This window comes from Bordetella parapertussis (assembly GCF_020735925.1).
GTDB lineage: Bacteria > Pseudomonadota > Gammaproteobacteria > Burkholderiales > Burkholderiaceae_B > Bordetella > Bordetella pertussis.
The window spans coordinates 747,618-763,829 of sequence record NZ_CP085971.1; the positions used below are offsets into that span (position 1 = coordinate 747,618).

The 16,212-nt window shown below is 68.9% G+C and carries 13 protein-coding genes, 3 tRNA genes and 1 pseudogene; 2 read left to right on the forward strand and 15 right to left on the reverse strand.

Features of this window, described 5'->3' with window-relative positions:
• Window positions 1-30: 30 nt before the first annotated feature.
• The 5 genes from LK409_RS03545 to LK409_RS03565 all read right to left on the reverse strand — a co-directional run bounded on the left by LK409_RS03545 (window position 31) and on the right by LK409_RS03565 (window position 2,646).
• Window positions 31-1,416, reverse strand: a complete 1,386-nt coding sequence (locus LK409_RS03545) for an MmgE/PrpD family protein (protein ID WP_010927874.1) — start codon at window positions 1,414-1,416, stop codon at window positions 31-33.
• Entirely contained in the window at window positions 1,413-2,111 is a 699-nt protein-coding gene (locus tag LK409_RS03550) for a GntR family transcriptional regulator (RefSeq protein ID WP_003809388.1), read from the reverse strand. The genes LK409_RS03545 and LK409_RS03550 overlap by 4 nt, the downstream gene beginning before the upstream one ends.
• 240 nt (window positions 2,112-2,351) lie before the next feature.
• Window positions 2,352-2,428, reverse strand: a tRNA-Asp gene (locus LK409_RS03555).
• A 35-nt stretch (window positions 2,429-2,463) separates the two neighbouring features.
• A tRNA-Glu gene (locus LK409_RS03560) sits at window positions 2,464-2,539 on the reverse strand.
• A gap of 31 nt (window positions 2,540-2,570) precedes the next feature.
• Window positions 2,571-2,646, reverse strand: a tRNA-Ala gene (locus tag LK409_RS03565).
• A gap of 301 nt (window positions 2,647-2,947) precedes the next feature.
• On the opposite strand from LK409_RS03565, the gene LK409_RS03570 reads away from it, so the two are divergent.
• Entirely contained in the window at window positions 2,948-3,955 is a 1,008-nt protein-coding gene (locus LK409_RS03570) for an aldo/keto reductase (protein ID WP_003809389.1), read from the forward strand.
• Here the strand turns inward: LK409_RS03570 and lnt are convergent.
• The 5 genes and pseudogenes from lnt to miaB all read right to left on the reverse strand — a co-directional run.
• Window positions 3,956-5,572 (reverse strand): annotated as a pseudogene (gene lnt / locus LK409_RS03575) (apolipoprotein N-acyltransferase); the annotation flags it as partial.
• Window positions 5,569-6,456, reverse strand: coding sequence for an HlyC/CorC family transporter (locus LK409_RS03580; protein ID WP_033446766.1), 888 nt, complete (start codon window positions 6,454-6,456; stop codon window positions 5,569-5,571). The pseudogene lnt and the gene LK409_RS03580, both read right to left, overlap by 4 nt.
• Window positions 6,457-6,596: 140 nt before the next feature.
• Window positions 6,597-7,070: an rRNA maturation RNase YbeY gene (gene ybeY / locus LK409_RS03585; RefSeq protein WP_010927875.1), complete on the reverse strand. Its 474-nt coding sequence runs from the start codon at window positions 7,068-7,070 to the stop codon at window positions 6,597-6,599.
• Window positions 7,060-8,082 carry a PhoH family protein gene (locus tag LK409_RS03590; protein ID WP_003809398.1) on the reverse strand — a complete coding sequence of 341 codons (1,023 nt, stop codon included), beginning with the start codon at window positions 8,080-8,082 and terminating at the stop codon, window positions 7,060-7,062. The genes ybeY and LK409_RS03590 overlap by 11 nt, the downstream gene beginning before the upstream one ends.
• Entirely contained in the window at window positions 8,079-9,506 is a 1,428-nt protein-coding gene (gene miaB / locus LK409_RS03595; RefSeq protein ID WP_010927876.1) for a tRNA (N6-isopentenyl adenosine(37)-C2)-methylthiotransferase MiaB, read from the reverse strand. The genes LK409_RS03590 and miaB overlap by 4 nt, the downstream gene beginning before the upstream one ends.
• Before the next feature lie 156 nt (window positions 9,507-9,662).
• On the opposite strand from miaB, the gene LK409_RS03600 reads away from it, so the two are divergent.
• Window positions 9,663-10,391 (forward strand): phosphatase PAP2 family protein, encoded by a 729-nt coding sequence (locus LK409_RS03600; RefSeq protein WP_010927877.1) that lies wholly within the window; start codon window positions 9,663-9,665, stop codon window positions 10,389-10,391.
• Between the two features lie 162 nt (window positions 10,392-10,553).
• Here LK409_RS03600 and secF read toward each other — a convergent pair whose 3' ends face one another.
• From secF to queA, 5 genes are all read right to left on the reverse strand, one after another.
• Complete coding sequence (secF, locus tag LK409_RS03605; protein ID WP_003809411.1) at window positions 10,554-11,489, reverse strand: protein translocase subunit SecF; 936 nt, start codon at window positions 11,487-11,489, stop codon at window positions 10,554-10,556.
• Between the two features lie 49 nt (window positions 11,490-11,538).
• The gene (secD, locus tag LK409_RS03610; protein WP_010927878.1) at window positions 11,539-13,419 is read right to left on the reverse strand and encodes a protein translocase subunit SecD; all 1,881 of its coding nucleotides are present in this window, start codon (window positions 13,417-13,419) and stop codon (window positions 11,539-11,541) included.
• A gap of 66 nt (window positions 13,420-13,485) precedes the next feature.
• Window positions 13,486-13,830 (reverse strand): preprotein translocase subunit YajC, encoded by a 345-nt coding sequence (gene yajC / locus LK409_RS03615; protein ID WP_003809416.1) that lies wholly within the window; start codon window positions 13,828-13,830, stop codon window positions 13,486-13,488.
• 152 nt (window positions 13,831-13,982) lie between these two features.
• Window positions 13,983-15,119, reverse strand: coding sequence for a tRNA guanosine(34) transglycosylase Tgt (tgt, locus tag LK409_RS03620; protein ID WP_010927879.1), 1,137 nt, complete (start codon window positions 15,117-15,119; stop codon window positions 13,983-13,985).
• The gene (gene queA, locus LK409_RS03625; RefSeq protein ID WP_003809421.1) at window positions 15,116-16,189 is read right to left on the reverse strand and encodes a tRNA preQ1(34) S-adenosylmethionine ribosyltransferase-isomerase QueA; all 1,074 of its coding nucleotides are present in this window, start codon (window positions 16,187-16,189) and stop codon (window positions 15,116-15,118) included. The genes tgt and queA overlap by 4 nt, the downstream gene beginning before the upstream one ends.
• Window positions 16,190-16,212: the final 23 nt, after the last annotated feature.

Here is a 16,212-nt window from a genome sequence, read left to right on the forward strand (position 1 = left end):
GGGCAGGGCGCGCCGCGCGGCGCGCCCTTCTCAGGCCTGGCGCGCCAACGCGGCGAGCCAGGCGCCGGTTTCCTCGTCGAGCGCCGCCTGCCAGGCCGCGGGCGCGATGGCCTGCGGCAGGCGCGGCAGCACGTCGGCGCCGAGCCGGGCCAGCTTGTCCTCGAACTGCGCCGGCGTGACCGGGTTGTCGGGGCTGCCGGTCGCGCTCAGGCAACTGGCGCGCAGCACTTGGCCATCGTCCAGTTCCACCTCGAGCCAGGCCGGCCGGTCGTGCGGCGCCGGCATGGGCGCGTCGGCCAGGCGCATGCGCACTTTCTCGCGCAGCGCGGCCACGGCCGGGTCGGACAGCGTGGACTGGCTGAAGGCCGCGGCGCTGCCGGTGCCCAGCGCCAACGCGGCCGCCACCATGTGCGGCATGGAAAAGCGCGTGCCCAGGGTGGTCGTGGGGTGGACCGTGTCCAGGGTCAGCGCCAGCGCGTGGGTGTCCAGGCGGATGGCGCGGATGCGCTGCGGCTCGAATCCGGGGTCGGCGCGCAGCGCCAGGCAGGCCTGCACGGCGGAGTGCCCGTGCTGGCAGCACGAATACAGTTTCTGGTAGCCGTGCGAGAGCGACCAGCGGGTGCCCAGCTCGCGCGTGATTTCGCCTTCGCGCAGGCTCGCCTTGACGATGCCCGCGCAGACTTCCTCCATGCTGGCGGGGGCGCCGCCGAAGCCGCATTCGGCCCAGTCGGCGCACTGCATGCCGTTGAGCGCGCCGGCGGCGGCCCAGCCGTTGCGGATCAGGACGCCGGCCATCAGGTGCGAACGCGGTCCCATGCTGGCGGTGGTGATGGCGCCGGAGACGGCGCGCAGCAAGGTCTGCGCGTCATGGCCGCGCAGCAGCGATACCGCGGCCGCTGCGCCGACCGCGCTCCACAGCGCGTGGCCATGCACGGGCGGCGGCATGACATGGAAACTCATGGCGCAGCGCGTGACCAGCTCGTAGGCGCCGGTCAGGGCCGTGAGCACGTCGCGCAGGCGCGCGCGCGTGGCCGTGGCCTCGGCCAGCAGCGCGGGCAGGGTATAGATGCCGGCATGGCAGATGGCCAGCCGGAATCCTTCGTCCAGTTCGCACCAATTGCCGGCCAGGGCATTCCAGGAGGCGGCTTCCATGCGGCCCACGCGCGGCAGCGCCGGGCTGAGCAGGGGCGACTCGGCCGTGCCGGCGCGCGCCGTCAGCAATGCGGCGTAGCGGCGCAATTCGGGTTCCGGGGCGGCGGCGGCCATGGCCGCCAGATCGTCGCACAGCACGTCCACCGCGCGCTGGCGCACGGCGTCGGGAATGGCGTCCCAGCTCAGCGTGGAGACGAACTGGCAGACTTCGGCCAGCCCGGCGGCGAAACGGTCCGAGGGCGTGGCAGGCAGGGCAGGGTTCATTGGATGGCGGGTTCGCGCAATTGGCTGGCGACGTGGTTGGCGGCGCGCTCGATGTGCGAGCGCATGAGCGATTCGGCCAGGCGCGCATCGCGGCTGGCGATGGCGCGCACGATCTGCCAATGCTCGTCGTAGGCGTCGTCCTTGCGCTCGAGCGCCGAGCCCGAGTGCCGGCGATAGATGCGCAGCAGGTGATAGAGGTCTTCGCACAGGGCGGCGATGATGCGCTTGTTGCCGCTGGCCCGGACGATGCGCTCGTGCAGGTCGAAATGGCGTTCCTCGCCGTTCGGGGCGCCTTCGCGCCGCGCCGCCCAGCTCTGGTAGTGCGCGTCCATGTCGCGCTGCAATTGCGCGATATCGGCGTCGCTCATGCGTTGCGTGGCCAGGAAGCAGGCCACGCCTTCCAGGCCCATGCGCATCTGGAACAGCTCGAGCGCCGATTCGGCCGACATCGCGACCACGCGCGCCTTCATGTAGGGTTCGCGGGTGACGATCTGGATGCCTTGCAGGCGGCGTACCGCCTCGCGTACCGGGCCGCGGCTCACGCCGAATTCGCGCGCCAGTTCCACCTCGTTGATCACGCCGCCGGGGGGCAGTCCGCCGGCATAGATGCCGTCGAGCATGCGTTGGTACACCACGTCGGTCAGCGGTGCGTCGATGCCATTCTTGTCGATGGCGGTAATAGGCTTTTCCTTCATGGCGTAAAGGTAGAAGGAGCCGGTAAAAGTGTCAACTCTTTTGCGGAAAGCGGGGGCGACAGCAGGGGGGGGGCGGTTCGCGCCTGTCCCTGCGGGAAGTGGCAGGCGTGGAGGCGGATCGGTGCCTGTCCCTGCGGGGACAGGCACCCCGAGAGTTTGCGGGTGCCAGTCCCCCTGCGGGGACAGGCACCCGGAAAGAAAAAAGCCAGTTGCGTGAGCAACTGGCTTTTCGGAATCTTTTGGCGGAGCGGACGGGGCTCGAACCCGCGACCCCCGGCGTGACAGGCCGGTATTCTAACCAACTGAACTACCGCTCCGCAGCGGCGTAACTTCTACACCATGCCAGACGAACTGGCGTCCCCTAGGGGATTCGAACCCCTGTACTCACCGTGAAAGGGTGATGTCCTAGGCCTCTAGACGAAGGGGACAGGACTGGTACTACTTTACTTCGCCTTGGACTGGTGGAGGTAAGCGGGATCGAACCGCTGACCTCTTGCATGCCATGCAAGCGCTCTCCCAGCTGAGCTATACCCCCGGTGTAAAACATCCTAATCAAGCTGGTAACTCAACCGCATTTCTGCTGAAATTTCGGTTTTCGTTGCCGGTTTGTTTAGTGCCGTTGGCGAAGAAACGAGATTATGCACGAGTTTTTTGTGACGTGCAAGTCAGGGGGAAATAAATCGATGTGGACCAGCCTTGCGCCTGGCCCGTCGGTTTGAGTACGGCGCCGACCTGTCCTAATCTTTGCGCAGCCCGGCCGCGGGCGCATGCCTATCACGCAGGAGCACGCCATCATGAGCACTTCGTTTCCCACCCAGAGGCTGGGCGCCACCGATATGCGGATCACGCGCGTGGGTTTCGGCGCCTGGGCGATAGGCGGGCCGGGCTGGTCCGTGGGCTGGGGAGCGCAGGACGACGGCGAGTCCATCCGCGCCATCCGCCACGCGGTGAACCGCGGCATCAACTGGATCGACACCGCGGCCGTCTACGGCCTGGGCCATTCCGAAAGCCTGGTGGGCCGTGCGCTGGCCGGCATGCCGCCTTCGGAGCGGCCCTATGTCTTCACCAAGGGCGGCCTGGTGGGCTCGCCCGCCGACCCCATGGCCAAGCCGCGCCGCATCGGCGCCCCGGACAGCCTGCGGCGCGAGGTCGAGGCATCGTTGCGCAGGCTCGGCGTCGAAGCCATCGATCTGTACCAGATGCACTGGCCGGCCGGCGACGGCACGCCCCTCGAGGTGTATTGGCAAGCGCTGCTCGACCTGCGCCAGGCCGGCAAGGTGCGCCACGTCGGCTTGTCCAACCACAATCTGGCGCAGGTGCAGGCGGCCGAGCAGCTGGGCCACGTCGAAACGCTGCAACCGCCGTTCTCGGCCATTCGCCGCGAAAGCGCCGCGGACCTGCTGCCCTGGTGCGCAAGCCACGACACCGGCGTCATCGTCTACAGCCCCATGCAGTCGGGCCTGCTGTCGGGCGCCTTCAGCGCCGAGCGCGCCGCGGCTTTGCCAGAAGGCGACTGGCGCGCCCGCAACGCCGAGTTCATGGCGCCGCGGCTGGCGGCCAACCTCGAGTTTGCCGATGCGCTCAAGCCGATCGCGCAGCGCCACGGCGCCAGCGTGGGGGCGATTGCCGTCGCCTGGGCGCTGGCCTGGCCCGGCGTCACCGGCGCCATTGCGGGCGCGCGCAGCGCCGAGCAGGTCGATGGCTGGCTGGGCGCGGCGACGCTGGAGCTGGATTCCGATGACATGCGCCAGATTGCCGATGCGCTGGCGCGCACCGGCGTGGGCGGCGGGCCCTTGCTGCCGCCGCCCGACGAGGCGGCGCTTGCGCTGACGGCCCGGCCCTAGGGCTGGCGCGGCAATCAGCAGCAGGCCGATCAGCGCCAGCGCGGGCTTGTCGCCGAAGCGGGCGTACGGCGTCAGGCCGGTCATGCCCTGTACGGCGACCGGCAGCACGCCGGCGCGGCCGGCCGGCAAGGCGGCGGCAACGCGTCCGCGCGCATCGATGGCGGCGGTGATGCCGGTGTTGGTGGCGGCCACCATGGGGCGCGCCGTTTCCATGGTGCGCAGCCGGCCGATCTGCAGGTGCTGGCGCAGCGCCCAGGTGTTGCCGAACCAGCCGAGGTTGCTGACATTGGCCATGATGGTGGCGCCAGGGCGGCCGTCGGGGCCATCCTGCAGCGCCGGCAGCAGCCCGGGGCCGAACAGGTCTTCGTAGCAGATGTTGAAGGCGATGCGCTGGCCCGCGATGTCGAAACTGGGCTGGCGCGCGGCGCCGCGGTCGAAGTCGCCCAGCGGGATGTCCAGCATGTCGACGAACCAGCGGAATCCCGGCGGTACGTATTCGCCCCAGGGCACCAGGTGCTGCTTGTCGTAGCGCATGGCGGTGGTGCCGGTGCGCAATTGTTCGACGGGCGTGCTGGCGTCGAAACCGATCACGCTGTTGGTGTAGCGGTGCCCCGTGGCGCCGTCGGGCTGCGTGTGCAGCGGCACGCCCATGGCGATGCGGGTGTCGGCGCGCCGCGCCACCTCGATCCAGGCGTCCCAGACGCTGGCGGGCAACTGGTCCTGGAAAACGGGCAGGACGGTTTCGGGCAGGATGATGAGATCGGGCTTGGGTTCGCCGGGGCGAGGCGGCAGCGAGGCCAGTTCGAGGTGCCGCCGCAGCCCGGTTTCCAGCAGCGCCGGATCGAATTTCTGCGACTGCTCGACGTTGCCCTGCACCAGGCGCAGGTGCAGCGGCTTGCCTTCGGGCCGCGACCAGCTGAACTGGCCGAGCAGCCAGCCGGCGCCCGCCAGCAGCAGCGCCACCCCGGCGGCCAGCGCCTGGCGGCTGTCGATGCGTCCCGAGGCCGATTGCCACAGGCCGGCCAGCGCGGCGGCCGCGAAGGCGGCCAGCAGCGCCATGCCGTGCACGCCCAGCAGCGGCGCCCAGCCGGCCAGCGGGCTGTCGACGTGCGCGTAGCCGATGTTCAGCCACGGGAAGCCGGTCAGCACCACGGCGCGCAGCCATTCGAGCGCGGCCCAGCAGGCGGCCCAGGTGGCGGCCGTGTAGAGCGTGCGGCGCGCGCGCGCCGGCGGGCTGGCGTCCCAATGGGGCGGGCACAGCCAGCGCGCGGCGGCGCAGGCCAGGCCCGGAAACAGCGCCAGGAACGCCGACAGCGCCAGCACGCCCGCGGCCGCTAGCGGCGCGGCCAGTCCGCCGTAGTCGTGCATGCTGACGTACAGCCAGTACAGGCCCAGGCTGAAGCTGAACATGGCGAACAGCCAGCCGCGCGCCAGCGCCCGCCGCGCCGAAGGCGCCTGCAAGCTGGCATGCGCGGCCACCGCCAGCGCGATGACCTGCACCGGCGCCAGCGACCAGGCGGGCAGGGGATCGGGGGCGAAGCTCAGTGCGTGCGCGGCGCCCGCGGCGGCCAGGATGGCGGGTTGGCGCCAGGCTGGCCCCTTGCCGGCCGGGCTCATTCAGCGGCGCTCGCCGGAGGCTGTGCGCCCGCGTTGCGGCGCACGCGCAGCCACAGGGCGCGCCGCGCGTCGGCGCGCACCACTTCGATATGCAGGCCGTCGTGGTCGGCGCTGTCGCCGCGGCGCGGAATGCGCCCCAGCTGGCCGCCCAGCCAGCCGCCCACGCTGTCGTACTCGTCGTCGGGCAGGTCGGTGGCAAAGGTGGCGTTGAAATGGCTGATATCCGTCGAGGCAGTCAGGCGCCATTGGTTCTCGCCTTCGGGGAAGATCGATTCTTCCTCGTCCTCGTCGAATTCGTCCTCGATGTCGCCGACGATCTGTTCCAGCACGTCTTCCATGGTGACCAGGCCGGAAATGCCGCCATGCTCGTCGATGACGATCGCCAGGTGGTTGCGGCTGGCGCGGAACTCGCGCAGCAGCACGTTCAGGCGCTTGACCTCGGGGATGAACACGGCCGGCCGGACCAGCGAGCGGATATCCAGCGCCGGCTCGAGCATGTAGCGCAGCAGGTCCTTGGCGAGCAGGATGCCGATGATGTTGTCGCGGTCGTCTTCGTAGACCGGAAAGCGCGAGTGCGCGGTCTCGATGATGGTGGCGAGCAACTGCGGCAGCGGCTGGGAGATATCGAGCAGATCCATGCGCGAGCGCGGCACCATGATGTCGGCGACGGTGCGCTCGGACACGGCCAGCGCGCCCTTGATCATGGCGTAGGACTCTGCGTCGAGCAGCTCGCGCTCGTGCGCGGCTTCGAGGATGGCCTTGATGCCTTCGCGGTCTTCAGGCTCGCGCCGCACCAGGGAAAGCAGACGGTCCAGCAGGGATTTGGGAGAGGATTTGGCGGCGCGCTGAGCGTGCGCCTCGGTAGCAGGGTAAGGGTCGGACATCGTCCAGGCGGACAAGTTGGTAAAGATTCAGCATAACCGAATATTTGGCGCAAGTTGTTACGCTGCGCTCCGATTTTGCATACAACAGCGGCCATTGTTCCCCGATTTGGGGCGCATTGGCGCCAATCTGCGCGGCGCCGTCAGGCGGCCAGATAGGGGTCGGCGATTCCCATGCGCGCCAGCACGACGGTCTCCAGGGCCTCCATGCGCCGCGCTTCGCCGGCCTTGATGTGGTCGTAGCCCAGCGCATGCAGGGTGCCGTGCACCGTCAGGTGGGCGGCATGGTCGAGCAGCGTCTTGCGCTGTTCGCGCGCCTCGCGCGCCAGCACCGGCACGCACACGACGATGTCGCCGCGCGCCACCCCGTCGGGGCCGGTGCCGTATTCGAATGTGAGCACGTTGGTGGCGTAGTCGCGGCCACGGAACTCGCGGTTCAGGCGCCGGCCCTCGGCCAGTCCCACCAGGCGCAGGCCGAGTTCGGCGCCGGCCAGCCCGGCATGCCCGTCGCCGGCGGCGCCGGCCAGCGCATACTGGACCCAGCGGCGCAGCCGCCAACGCGGCAGCCGCGCGTCGGCCACGCCGTACTGCACCGACAGCGACAGCTCAGTCGCCATTGGCGGCCGCCTGGTCGTAGGCGTCGACAATGCGCGCCACCAGCGGATGGCGCACCACGTCGCGGCTGGTGAAGCGGGTCGTGGCGATGCCCTGGACTTCCTCGAGCACCTGCACGGCATGCGCCAGCCCGCTTTGCTGGCCGCGCGGCAGGTCGACCTGCGAGGGGTCGCCGGTAATGACGGCCTTGCTGCCGAAACCGATCCGGGTCAGGAACATCTTCATCTGCTCCGGCGTGGTGTTCTGGGCCTCGTCCAGGATCACGAAGGCGTGGTTGAGGGTGCGCCCGCGCATGTAGGCCAGCGGGGCAATCTCGATGGTCTGCTTCTCGAACAGGCGCTGCACGCGCTCGAAGCCCATCAGGTCGTACAGCGCGTCGTACAGCGGCCGCAGATAGGGGTCGACCTTCTGCGCCAGGTCGCCCGGCAGGAACCCCAGCCGCTCGCCGGCCTCGACGGCCGGCCGGGTCAGCACCAGGCGCTGCACCGTGTCGCGTTCCATGGCGTCGATGGCGCAGGCCACCGCCAGCCAGGTCTTGCCGGTGCCGGCCGGCCCCACGCCGAACGTGATGTCGTGCTTGAGGATGTTGTTCATGTAGTCGCGCTGGCGCGGCGTGCGCGGGCGCAGGTCGGTGCGGCGCGTGCGCAGCACCACGCCGCCGCTCTCGTCGTCGACCGGCGGCAGCGTCTGGTCCAGTTCGCGCGGGTCCGCCTGGACCTCCACCGGGCGGCCCACGCCGATCTCGACCAGGCCGAGCTGGATGTCGTCGACCGACAGCGCGCGGTGGGTGGCCTGCTCGTGAAAGCGCCGCAGGGCCCGTCCGGCCAGTTCGGCCTGTTCGCCCTCTATCGTGACCCGGCTGCCGCGGCGCGCCAGTTTCACGCCCATGCCGTCGGCGAGCTGGCGCAGGTTCTCGTCCAGCGGGCCGCACAGGTTGGCGAGGTGGATGTTGTCGCCATCGAGATTGACGATGGCGGGCATGGTGCGGCGGGCGCGGCTGCGGGAAGTGCTCATTCGGCTCCGGATGTGTCGCGTTCGATGCCGGCGACACGGCCGCGCAGCGAGTTGGTGTGGGCGTGGGTGACGACGACGTCGACCATGTGGCCGATCAGGCGCGGCACGCCGGGAAAGTTGACGATACGGTTGTTCTCGGTACGGCCCATCAGCTCGTTGGGGTCGCGCCGCGAAGGGCCTTCGACCAGCACGCGCTGGCGGGTGCCGATCATGCCCTGGGCGATGGCCGCGGCCTGCTGGTTGATGAGCGCCTGCAACTGCTGCAGGCGGCGCAGCTTGACGTCCTGCGGCGTGTCATCGTGCAGGTCGGCGGCCGGCGTGCCGGGCCGGCGCGAATACACGAACGAGAACGAGGTGTCGAAGCCGACGTCCTCGATCAGCTTCATGGTCTTCTGGAAGTCCTCCTCGGTCTCGCCCGGGAAACCGACGATGAAGTCCGAGGACAGCGTCAGGCTGGGGCGCGCAGCGCGCAGGCGGCGCACCACGGACTTGAACTCCAGCGCGGTGTAGCCGCGCTTCATGGCCGCCAGCACCCGGTCGCTGCCGGCCTGCACCGGCAGGTGCAGGAACGACACCAGCTTGGGCAGCCGTGCGTAGGCGTCGACCATGCGCTGGGTCATTTCCTTCGGATGCGAGGTCGTGTAGCGGATCCGTTCGATACCGGGAATCTCGTGCACGTATTCCAGCAGCATGGCGAAATCGGCGATTTCGCCGCTGTCGCCCATGGCGCCGCGGTAGGCGTTGACGTTCTGGCCCAGCAGCGTGACTTCCTTGACGCCCTGGTCGGCCAGGTCGGCGATCTCGAGCAGGACGTCGTCGAAGGGCCGCGACACTTCTTCGCCGCGCGTGTAGGGCACCACGCAGAAGCTGCAATACTTGCTGCAGCCTTCCATGATGGACACGAACGCGGTGGCGCCGTCGACGCGCGGCGGGGGCAGGGCGTCGAACTTCTCGATCTCGGGAAAGCTGATGTCGACCTGGGACACGCCCTGGGCGCGGCGGCGCTTGATCAGGTCGGGCAGCCGGTGCAGGGTCTGCGGGCCGAACACCACGTCGACATAGGGCGCGCGCTTGACGATGGCCTCGCCCTCCTGGCTGGCCACGCAGCCGCCCACGCCGATCACCAGGTTGGGGTTCTGCTTCTTGAGGTGCTGTACCCGGCCCAGGTCGGAGAACACCTTCTCCTGCGCCTTCTCGCGCACGGAACAGGTGTTGAACAGGATGACATCGGCATCCTCGGGGTTGTCGGTCAGCTCCAGGCCCTGGTCGGCGCGCAGCACGTCGGCCATCTTGTCCGAGTCGTACTCGTTCATCTGGCAGCCGAAGGTGCGGATATACAATTTGCCCAGGCCCTGGGCGGTGGTGGCCGGCGTGCCGGCATCGGACGGGCTGGCGCCGTCGCGTTTGACAGTGGTTTCTTGCATGGCGGTCGCCGTGACGGGTGTAGATCCCGGGGGCGTAAGTGGACGAAACCGCCCATTTTAGCCTGTCGCCCGCGGACGGTCTTGGCGGTGTCGTATTTGGCAAGTACTATTGCTGGCCGCCGGGTTGCGGCTATCCGGCCCTCATCCCATTCCCCCATGACCGCAGAACCGATCGCCGCTTTCCCCCCGCCCAAGTCCGGGCTGCCCGGCCAGGGGCTGGCCGGCCTGTTGCGCCGTTGCCTGGTTCCCGTGCTGCTGCTGCTGGGGTGCGCCGCCTGGCTCGACCGGCCGCTGACGCTATGGATCAACCGCAGCGTGTCGCCGCAGGTCAATACGGTATTCGACTACATCGGCAACCTGGGCGACAGCGGCACTTACGTGGCGCTGGGGCTGGCCGCCTATATCCTCGGCCTGCAAGGCATGCTGCGCGGCTGGGCCGTGCCGTGGGGCTGGACCTGCGAGAAAATCGCGCGCGCCGGCATGCTGCTGCTGGCCACGCTTACCGCCGGCGGGCTGGTGACCTGGGTGCTCAAGAACGTCGTGGCGCGCGCGCGCCCCGAAGTGCTGCTTGACGACGGCATCTACGGCATGGGCCGCATGTTTGCCGGCAACCCCTTCAATTCGTTTCCGTCCAGCCATACCCAGACGGCGTTCGCCGTCGCGGCCGTGCTGGGCATCCTGGCGCCGCGCTGGCGCTGGCCGGCGCTGGCGCTGGCCGCGCTGGTGGCGATCAGCCGGGTCATCAACCGCGACCACTACCTGTCGGACGTCTGCGCCGCGGCCCTGATCGCCGTGGTGGCGGCCTACGCCATCAAGCCGTACGTGCTGTCGCCAAGCTGCACCTGGCCGCTGCGCGCGCCCTGGCGCTGGCGCAAGCGCGGCTGAAGGGAAGCGCCTTTCGGGTGCCTGTCCCCGTGGGGACAGGCACCCTGGCCGCAGGTGTCGCTGCCCATGCGGGGACAGGCGCCTCGCGTATCGGGCTGCATGTAAAAAACCCTGCCCGGCCGTATTTGGCCGGGCAGGGTTTTTTTACGACCGGGAACGGTCTCAGGCGATTTCGACTTCGTCGCCGTCCTTCTTGACCGGCTTGACCAGGTCCTCGCGCTTGACGCCCATCCACATGGCCAGCGCGGCGGCGACGAACACCGACGAGTAGATGCCGAACCAGATGCCGATGGTCAGCGCCAGCGAGAAGTAGTGCAGGGTGGGGCCGCCGAAGAACAGCATGGCCAGCACCATCATCTGCGTCGAGCCGTGGGTGATGATGGTGCGCGAGATCGTCTGGGTGATCGCGCTGTTGATGACTTCCTGTACCGAGGCCTTGCGGTACTTGCGGAAGTTCTCGCGGATCCGGTCCATGATGACGACCGATTCGTTGACCGAGTAGCCCAGCACCGCCAGTACCCCGGCCAGCACCGCCAGCGAGAACTCCCACTGGAAGAACGCGAAAAAGCCCAGGATGATGACCACGTCGTGCAGGTTGGCGATCACGCCCGCCACGGCGAACTTCCATTCGAAGCGCAGGCCCAGGTAGACCATGATGCCGATCACCACGACCAGCAGCGCCATCAGGCCGTTGTGCAGCAGCTCCTGGCCGATCTGCGGGCCGACGAACTCGACCCGGCGCAGCTCCACCGCCGGATCGGCCGCCTTCAGCGCGCCCATCACGGTTTCGCTCTGGGTGGCCGAGGTCTGGCCTTCGGCGATCGGCAGGCGGATCATGACATCGCGCGAGGTGCCGAAGTTCTGCACCTGGAAGTCGGTGTAGCCCAGCGTGCCGATGGCCGTGCGCACCTGGTCGAGCTGGGCGGTCTGGGCATAGCTGACCTCCATGACCGTGCCGCCGGTGAACTCGATCGACAGGTGAAAGCCGCGCGTGATGATGAAGAACACGGCCGCCAGGAACGTGACCAGGCTGATGATGTTCAGCACCAGGGCATGGCGCATGAACGGGATGGTGCGATGAATCCGGAAAAATTCCATGTTTCGCCTTGCGTATCAGGATGGCGGGCGGCCGGGCCGCCCGCATCGATCAGTTTGCCTTGGGTTTCCAGACGGTGCCGATGGAAATGCTCGACAGCTTCTTCTTGCGGCCGTACCAGAGGTTGGCCAGCGCGCGCACGCCCACCACCGACGAGAACATCGAGGTGACGATGCCCAGGCAGTGCACCACGGCAAAGCCGCGGATCGGGCCGGAGCCGAACGCCAGCAGCGCCAGGCCGACGATCAGCGTGGTGAGGTTGGAGTCCAGGATGGTGCCCCACGCGCGCTCGAAGCCATGGTGGATGGCCTGTTGCGGCGTGGCGCCGTTGCGCAGCTCTTCGCGGATGCGCTCGTTGATGAGCACGTTGGCGTCGATGGCCATGCCCAGGGTCAGGGCGATGGCCGCGATGCCGGGCAGGGTCAGGGTTGCCTGCAGCATCGACAGCAGCGCCAGCAGCAGCAGCACGTTGACCGTCAGGCCGATGGTCGAGAAGATGCCGAACAGGTGGTAGTACACGATGATGAAGATGGCGATCGCGATGAAGCCATACAGCGTCGAGTAGAAACCCTTGGCGATGTTGTCCGCGCCCAGGCTGGGGCCGATGGTGCGCTCCTCGATGATGGACATGGGCGCGGCCAGCGCGCCGGCGCGCAGCAGCAGCGCGGTGTCGGCAGCTTCCTCGGCGGTCATGCTGCCCGAGATCTGCACCTGGCCGCCGCCGATTTCGCTGCGGATGACCGGCGCGGTGACGACTTCGCCCTTGCCGTTCTCGAACAGCAGGATGGCCATGCGCTTGCCGATGTTGTCGCGCGTGACGTCGCGGAAGATGCGCGCGCCCTTGGAGTCCAGCGTCAGGTGCACGGCCGGCTGCTGGGTCTGGCCATCGCGGCCGGGCTGGGCGTCCTGCAGGTTTTCGCCGGTCAGCACCACCTGGCGGCGCACCAGCAGGGGGCGGCCGTCGCGGTCGGTGTAGCGCTCCAGGCCGAACGGCACGCTGCCGGCGGCCAGGGCCGATTGCGCCGCCGGGCTGTCGTCGACCATGCGGATCTCGAGCGTGGCGGTGCGGCCCAGCAGCTCCTTGGCCTTGGCCACGTCCTGCACGCCGGGCAGCTGCACGATGATGCGGTCGGCGCCTTGCTGCTGGATGACCGGCTCGGCCACGCCCAGCTCGTTGATGCGGTTGTGCAGGGTGTTGATGTTCTGCTTGAGGGCGGTGTCCTGCACGCGGGTGACCGCGGCCGGGTTGAGCATGCCCGTCAGTTGCAGCTTGCCGCCGTCGCTGGTTTCGGTGAACTGCAGGTCGGGCAGGCGCGAGCGCAGCACGTCGCGGGCGCGGTCGCGTTGTTCGGCGGTGGCGAAAGTGGCCACGACCGACTGGCCCGAGCGCTCGATGGCGCCGACTTCGGCCTTCTGGTCGCGCAGCGCGCTGCGCACGTCGGCCACCAGCGAGTCATAGCGCGCCGTCAGGGCGCCCTGCATGTCGACCTGCAGCAGGAAGTGCACGCCGCCGCGCAGGTCCAGGCCCAGGTACATGGGCTTGGGCTCGAACCAGCCCAGCGACCGCATCCAGGGCGGCGAGGCGGGCAGCAGGTTCAGCGCCACGGTGTAGTGGGGGTCGCCGGCCACGGTGTTGAGCGTGCGGTCGATCAGGTCGCGCGCCTGCAGCTGCACGTCGGTGGACGGAAAGCGCGCGCGCACCGCGCCCAGCGTGCCGTTCTGCTCGTAGTAGACGCTGTCGGCCGGCAACTGGGCGTTTTCGATGATCTGCTGGACCTGTTCCAGCGTGGCCTGGTCGACCTTGATCGTCGCCTTGGCGGACGAGACCTGGACGGCGGGGGACTCGCCGTAGAAGTTGGGCAGGGTATAGAGCAGGCCGATGACGACCGCAACCAGGACCGTGATGTATTTCCAGAGGGGATAGCGGTTCATTGCCGGCTACTTCGTGCGGTGGGGGTGAGCGGAACAAGGCCCCGCCACGCGGGGCCTTGTGTGACCTTACAGGGCCTTGATGGTTCCCTTGGGCAGGACCGCGGACACGGCGGTCTTCTGCATCACCACTTCGACCGGCTTGTCGGCCAGTTCGGAGACTTCCACGGTGATATAGCTGTCGGTAACCTTGGAAACCCTGCCCAGCATGCCGCCCGAGGTGACGACCTCGTCGCCCTTGGACAGGGCGGCGACCATGTTGCGATGTTCTTTCTGGCGCTTCATCTGCGGGCGGATCATCAGGAAATAGAGGATCACGAACATCAGAACGATGGGCAGCATGCCCATCAGCGCGTTGCCTTCGGCCGGCGCGGCCTGGGCCAGCACGAGGCCAGCGGTATCGATAGCAGACATTGGTGTGTACTCCTGGTTGGTTGTTCGAGTCTATATAGGTTGTCTGTATGCCTGTCCCCCGCGCGAGCCTTGGACAGGGCAAGCCGACTATTGTAGCGATGTTGGCGCAGCGCAACGAGGGCCGCGCCGCCGGGGGGGGGGGGCGGCCGGCCCTAGTCGACCCCGCGCGCGCGATCGGCGGCGAACTGGGCGCGCCAGGCCTCGAAGCGGCCGGCGGCGATCGCCTCGCGCATTTCTTCCATGATGGCCAGGTAGAAGTGCAGGTTGTGCAAGGTGTTCAGGCGCGCGCCGGTGATTTCGTTGGCGCGCTGCAGGTGGTGCAGGTAGGCGCGCGAGAAGTGGCCGCAGGTGTGGCAGGCGCAGCTGGGGTCGAGCGGGCGCGTGTCGTCGCGGTACCTGGCGTTGCGGATCTTGACGTCGCCGTAGCGGGTGAACAGCCAGCCGTTGCGCGCGTTGCGGGTCGGCATGACGCAGTCGAACATGTCCACGCCGCGCGCCACCCCCTCGACCAGGTCCTCGGGGGTGCCCACGCCCATCAGGTAGCGCGGCGCCTGCGCCGGCAGGCGCGGCGTGACATGCGCCAGGATGCGCATCATGTCTTCCTTGGGCTCGCCCACCGACAGCCCGCCGATGGCGTAGCCGTGAAAGCCGATTTCGGCCAGCCCGGCCAGCGACTCGTCGCGCAGCGCCTCGTACATGCCGCCCTGCACGATGCCGAACAGCGCGTTGGGGTTGCCCAGCCGGTCGAATTCGTCGCGCGAGCGGCGCGCCCAGCGCAGCGACATGCGCATCGAGCGGGCCGCTTCGTCGACGCTGGCGGGCCGGCCATCGATTTCGTACGGCGTGCACTCGTCGAAAACCATGACAATATCGGAATTCAGCGAGCGCTGGATGCGCATCGACTCCTCGGGCGTCAGGAACAGGCGCGCGCCGTCGATGGGCGAGGCGAATTTCACGCCTTCCTCGGTGATCTTGCGCATGCCCTGCAGGCTGAACATCTGGAAGCCGCCGGAGTCGGTCAGGATGGGCTTGTCCCATTGCATGAAGCCGTGCAGGCCGCCGTGCTTTTCCATGATGGCGGTGCCGGGACGCAGCCACAGGTGGAAGGTGTTGCCCAGCACGATCTGCGCGCCGATCTCCTTGAGCTCGTGCGGCAGCATGGCCTTGACGCTGCCGTAGGTGCCGACCGGCATGAAGATGGGGGTCTCGACCACGCCGTGGTTGAGCGTCAGGCGGCCGCGGCGGGCGCCGCCGTCGGTGGCCAGCAGTTCGAATTGCAGTCCGGTCATGGGGCGGGGGTCTCGATGAACATGGCGTCGCCGTAGCTGAAGAAGCGGTAGCGTTCGGCGACCGCGTGGGCGTAGGCGCGGCGGATCGGCGCCACGCCGGCCAGCGCCGACACCAGCATCAGCAGCGTGGATTGCGGCAGGTGGAAATTGGTGAGCAGGGCGTCGACGATCCGGTAGCGGTAGCCGGGCGTGATGAACAGCCGCGTATCGCCCTGCGCGGCGGCCAGCGGCCCGTCCTGCGCCTGGGCGGCGGCCGATTCCAGCGCGCGCACGCTGGTGGTGCCCACCGCCACGATGCGCCCGCCGTGCGCCCGCGCCCGGGCGATGGCGGCCACCGTGGCTTCGGGCACCGTGTACCACTCGGCGTGCATGATGTGCTCGGCGAGGTTCTGCACCCGCACCGGCTGGAAGGTGCCGGCGCCCACGTGCAGCGTCACGAAGGCCCGTTGCACGCCCTGGGCGGCCAATTGTTCCAGCATGGGCTGGTCGAAGTGCAGGCCCGCGGTGGGCGCGGCGACCGCGCCCGGCTCGCGCGCATAGACCGTCTGGTAGCGCCGTTCGTCGGTCGCGTCGGCCGCATGCGTGATGTAGGGGGGCAGCGGCGTGGCGCCGTGGGCGTCGAGCAGGTCCAGCACCGGCGCGGGAAAGCGCAGGTCGAACAGCTCCCCCTCGCGGCCCAGCACTTCGGCCTCGAAGGCCTCGGCCAGGCGCAGGCGCATGCCCGGCCCCGGCGACTTGCTGGCGCGCACGTGCGCCAGCGCGCGGTCCGGCGCCGTGATGCGTTCGACCAGCACCTCGACCTTGCCGCCGGTGGCCTTCTGGCCCGTCAGGCGCGCCTTGATCACGCGCGTGTCGTTGAACACCAGAAGGTCGTGCGGGCGCAGCAGCCCGGCCAGGTCGGGAAAGCGGCGATCATGCAGCCGGCTGGCCGCGTCCAGGTGCAGCAGGCGGCTGCCGCCGCGCTCGGCGGCCGGGCTCTGGGCGATCAGCTCGGGCGGCAGGTGATAGTCGAAATCGGCAAGCGTAAGAGGGGTGGGCACGCGATACGTTCTATGGAAAGCCGCGGCCAATGGCGGCCGCGTTGGACAGCCCG

Coding starts and splice junctions, on each gene's coding strand:
- LK409_RS03600 (WP_010927877.1), top strand. CDS start 9,663: ATGACCGCAGAACCGATCGCCGCTTTCCCCCCGCCCAAGTCCGGGCTG.
- tgt (WP_010927879.1), bottom strand. CDS start 15,119: ATGACCGGACTGCAATTCGAACTGCTGGCCACCGACGGCGGCGCCCGC.
- yajC (WP_003809416.1), bottom strand. CDS start 13,830: ATGTCTGCTATCGATACCGCTGGCCTCGTGCTGGCCCAGGCCGCGCCG.
- miaB (WP_010927876.1), bottom strand. CDS start 9,506: ATGCAAGAAACCACTGTCAAACGCGACGGCGCCAGCCCGTCCGATGCC.
- LK409_RS03580 (WP_033446766.1), bottom strand. CDS start 6,456: ATGTCCGACCCTTACCCTGCTACCGAGGCGCACGCTCAGCGCGCCGCC.
- secD (WP_010927878.1), bottom strand. CDS start 13,419: ATGAACCGCTATCCCCTCTGGAAATACATCACGGTCCTGGTTGCGGTC.
- secF (WP_003809411.1), bottom strand. CDS start 11,489: ATGGAATTTTTCCGGATTCATCGCACCATCCCGTTCATGCGCCATGCC.
- ybeY (WP_010927875.1), bottom strand. CDS start 7,070: ATGGCGACTGAGCTGTCGCTGTCGGTGCAGTACGGCGTGGCCGACGCG.
- LK409_RS03590 (WP_003809398.1), bottom strand. CDS start 8,082: ATGAGCACTTCCCGCAGCCGCGCCCGCCGCACCATGCCCGCCATCGTC.
- LK409_RS03570 (WP_003809389.1), top strand. CDS start 2,948: ATGCGGATCACGCGCGTGGGTTTCGGCGCCTGGGCGATAGGCGGGCCG.
- LK409_RS03545 (WP_010927874.1), bottom strand. CDS start 1,416: ATGAACCCTGCCCTGCCTGCCACGCCCTCGGACCGTTTCGCCGCCGGG.
- LK409_RS03550 (WP_003809388.1), bottom strand. CDS start 2,111: ATGAAGGAAAAGCCTATTACCGCCATCGACAAGAATGGCATCGACGCA.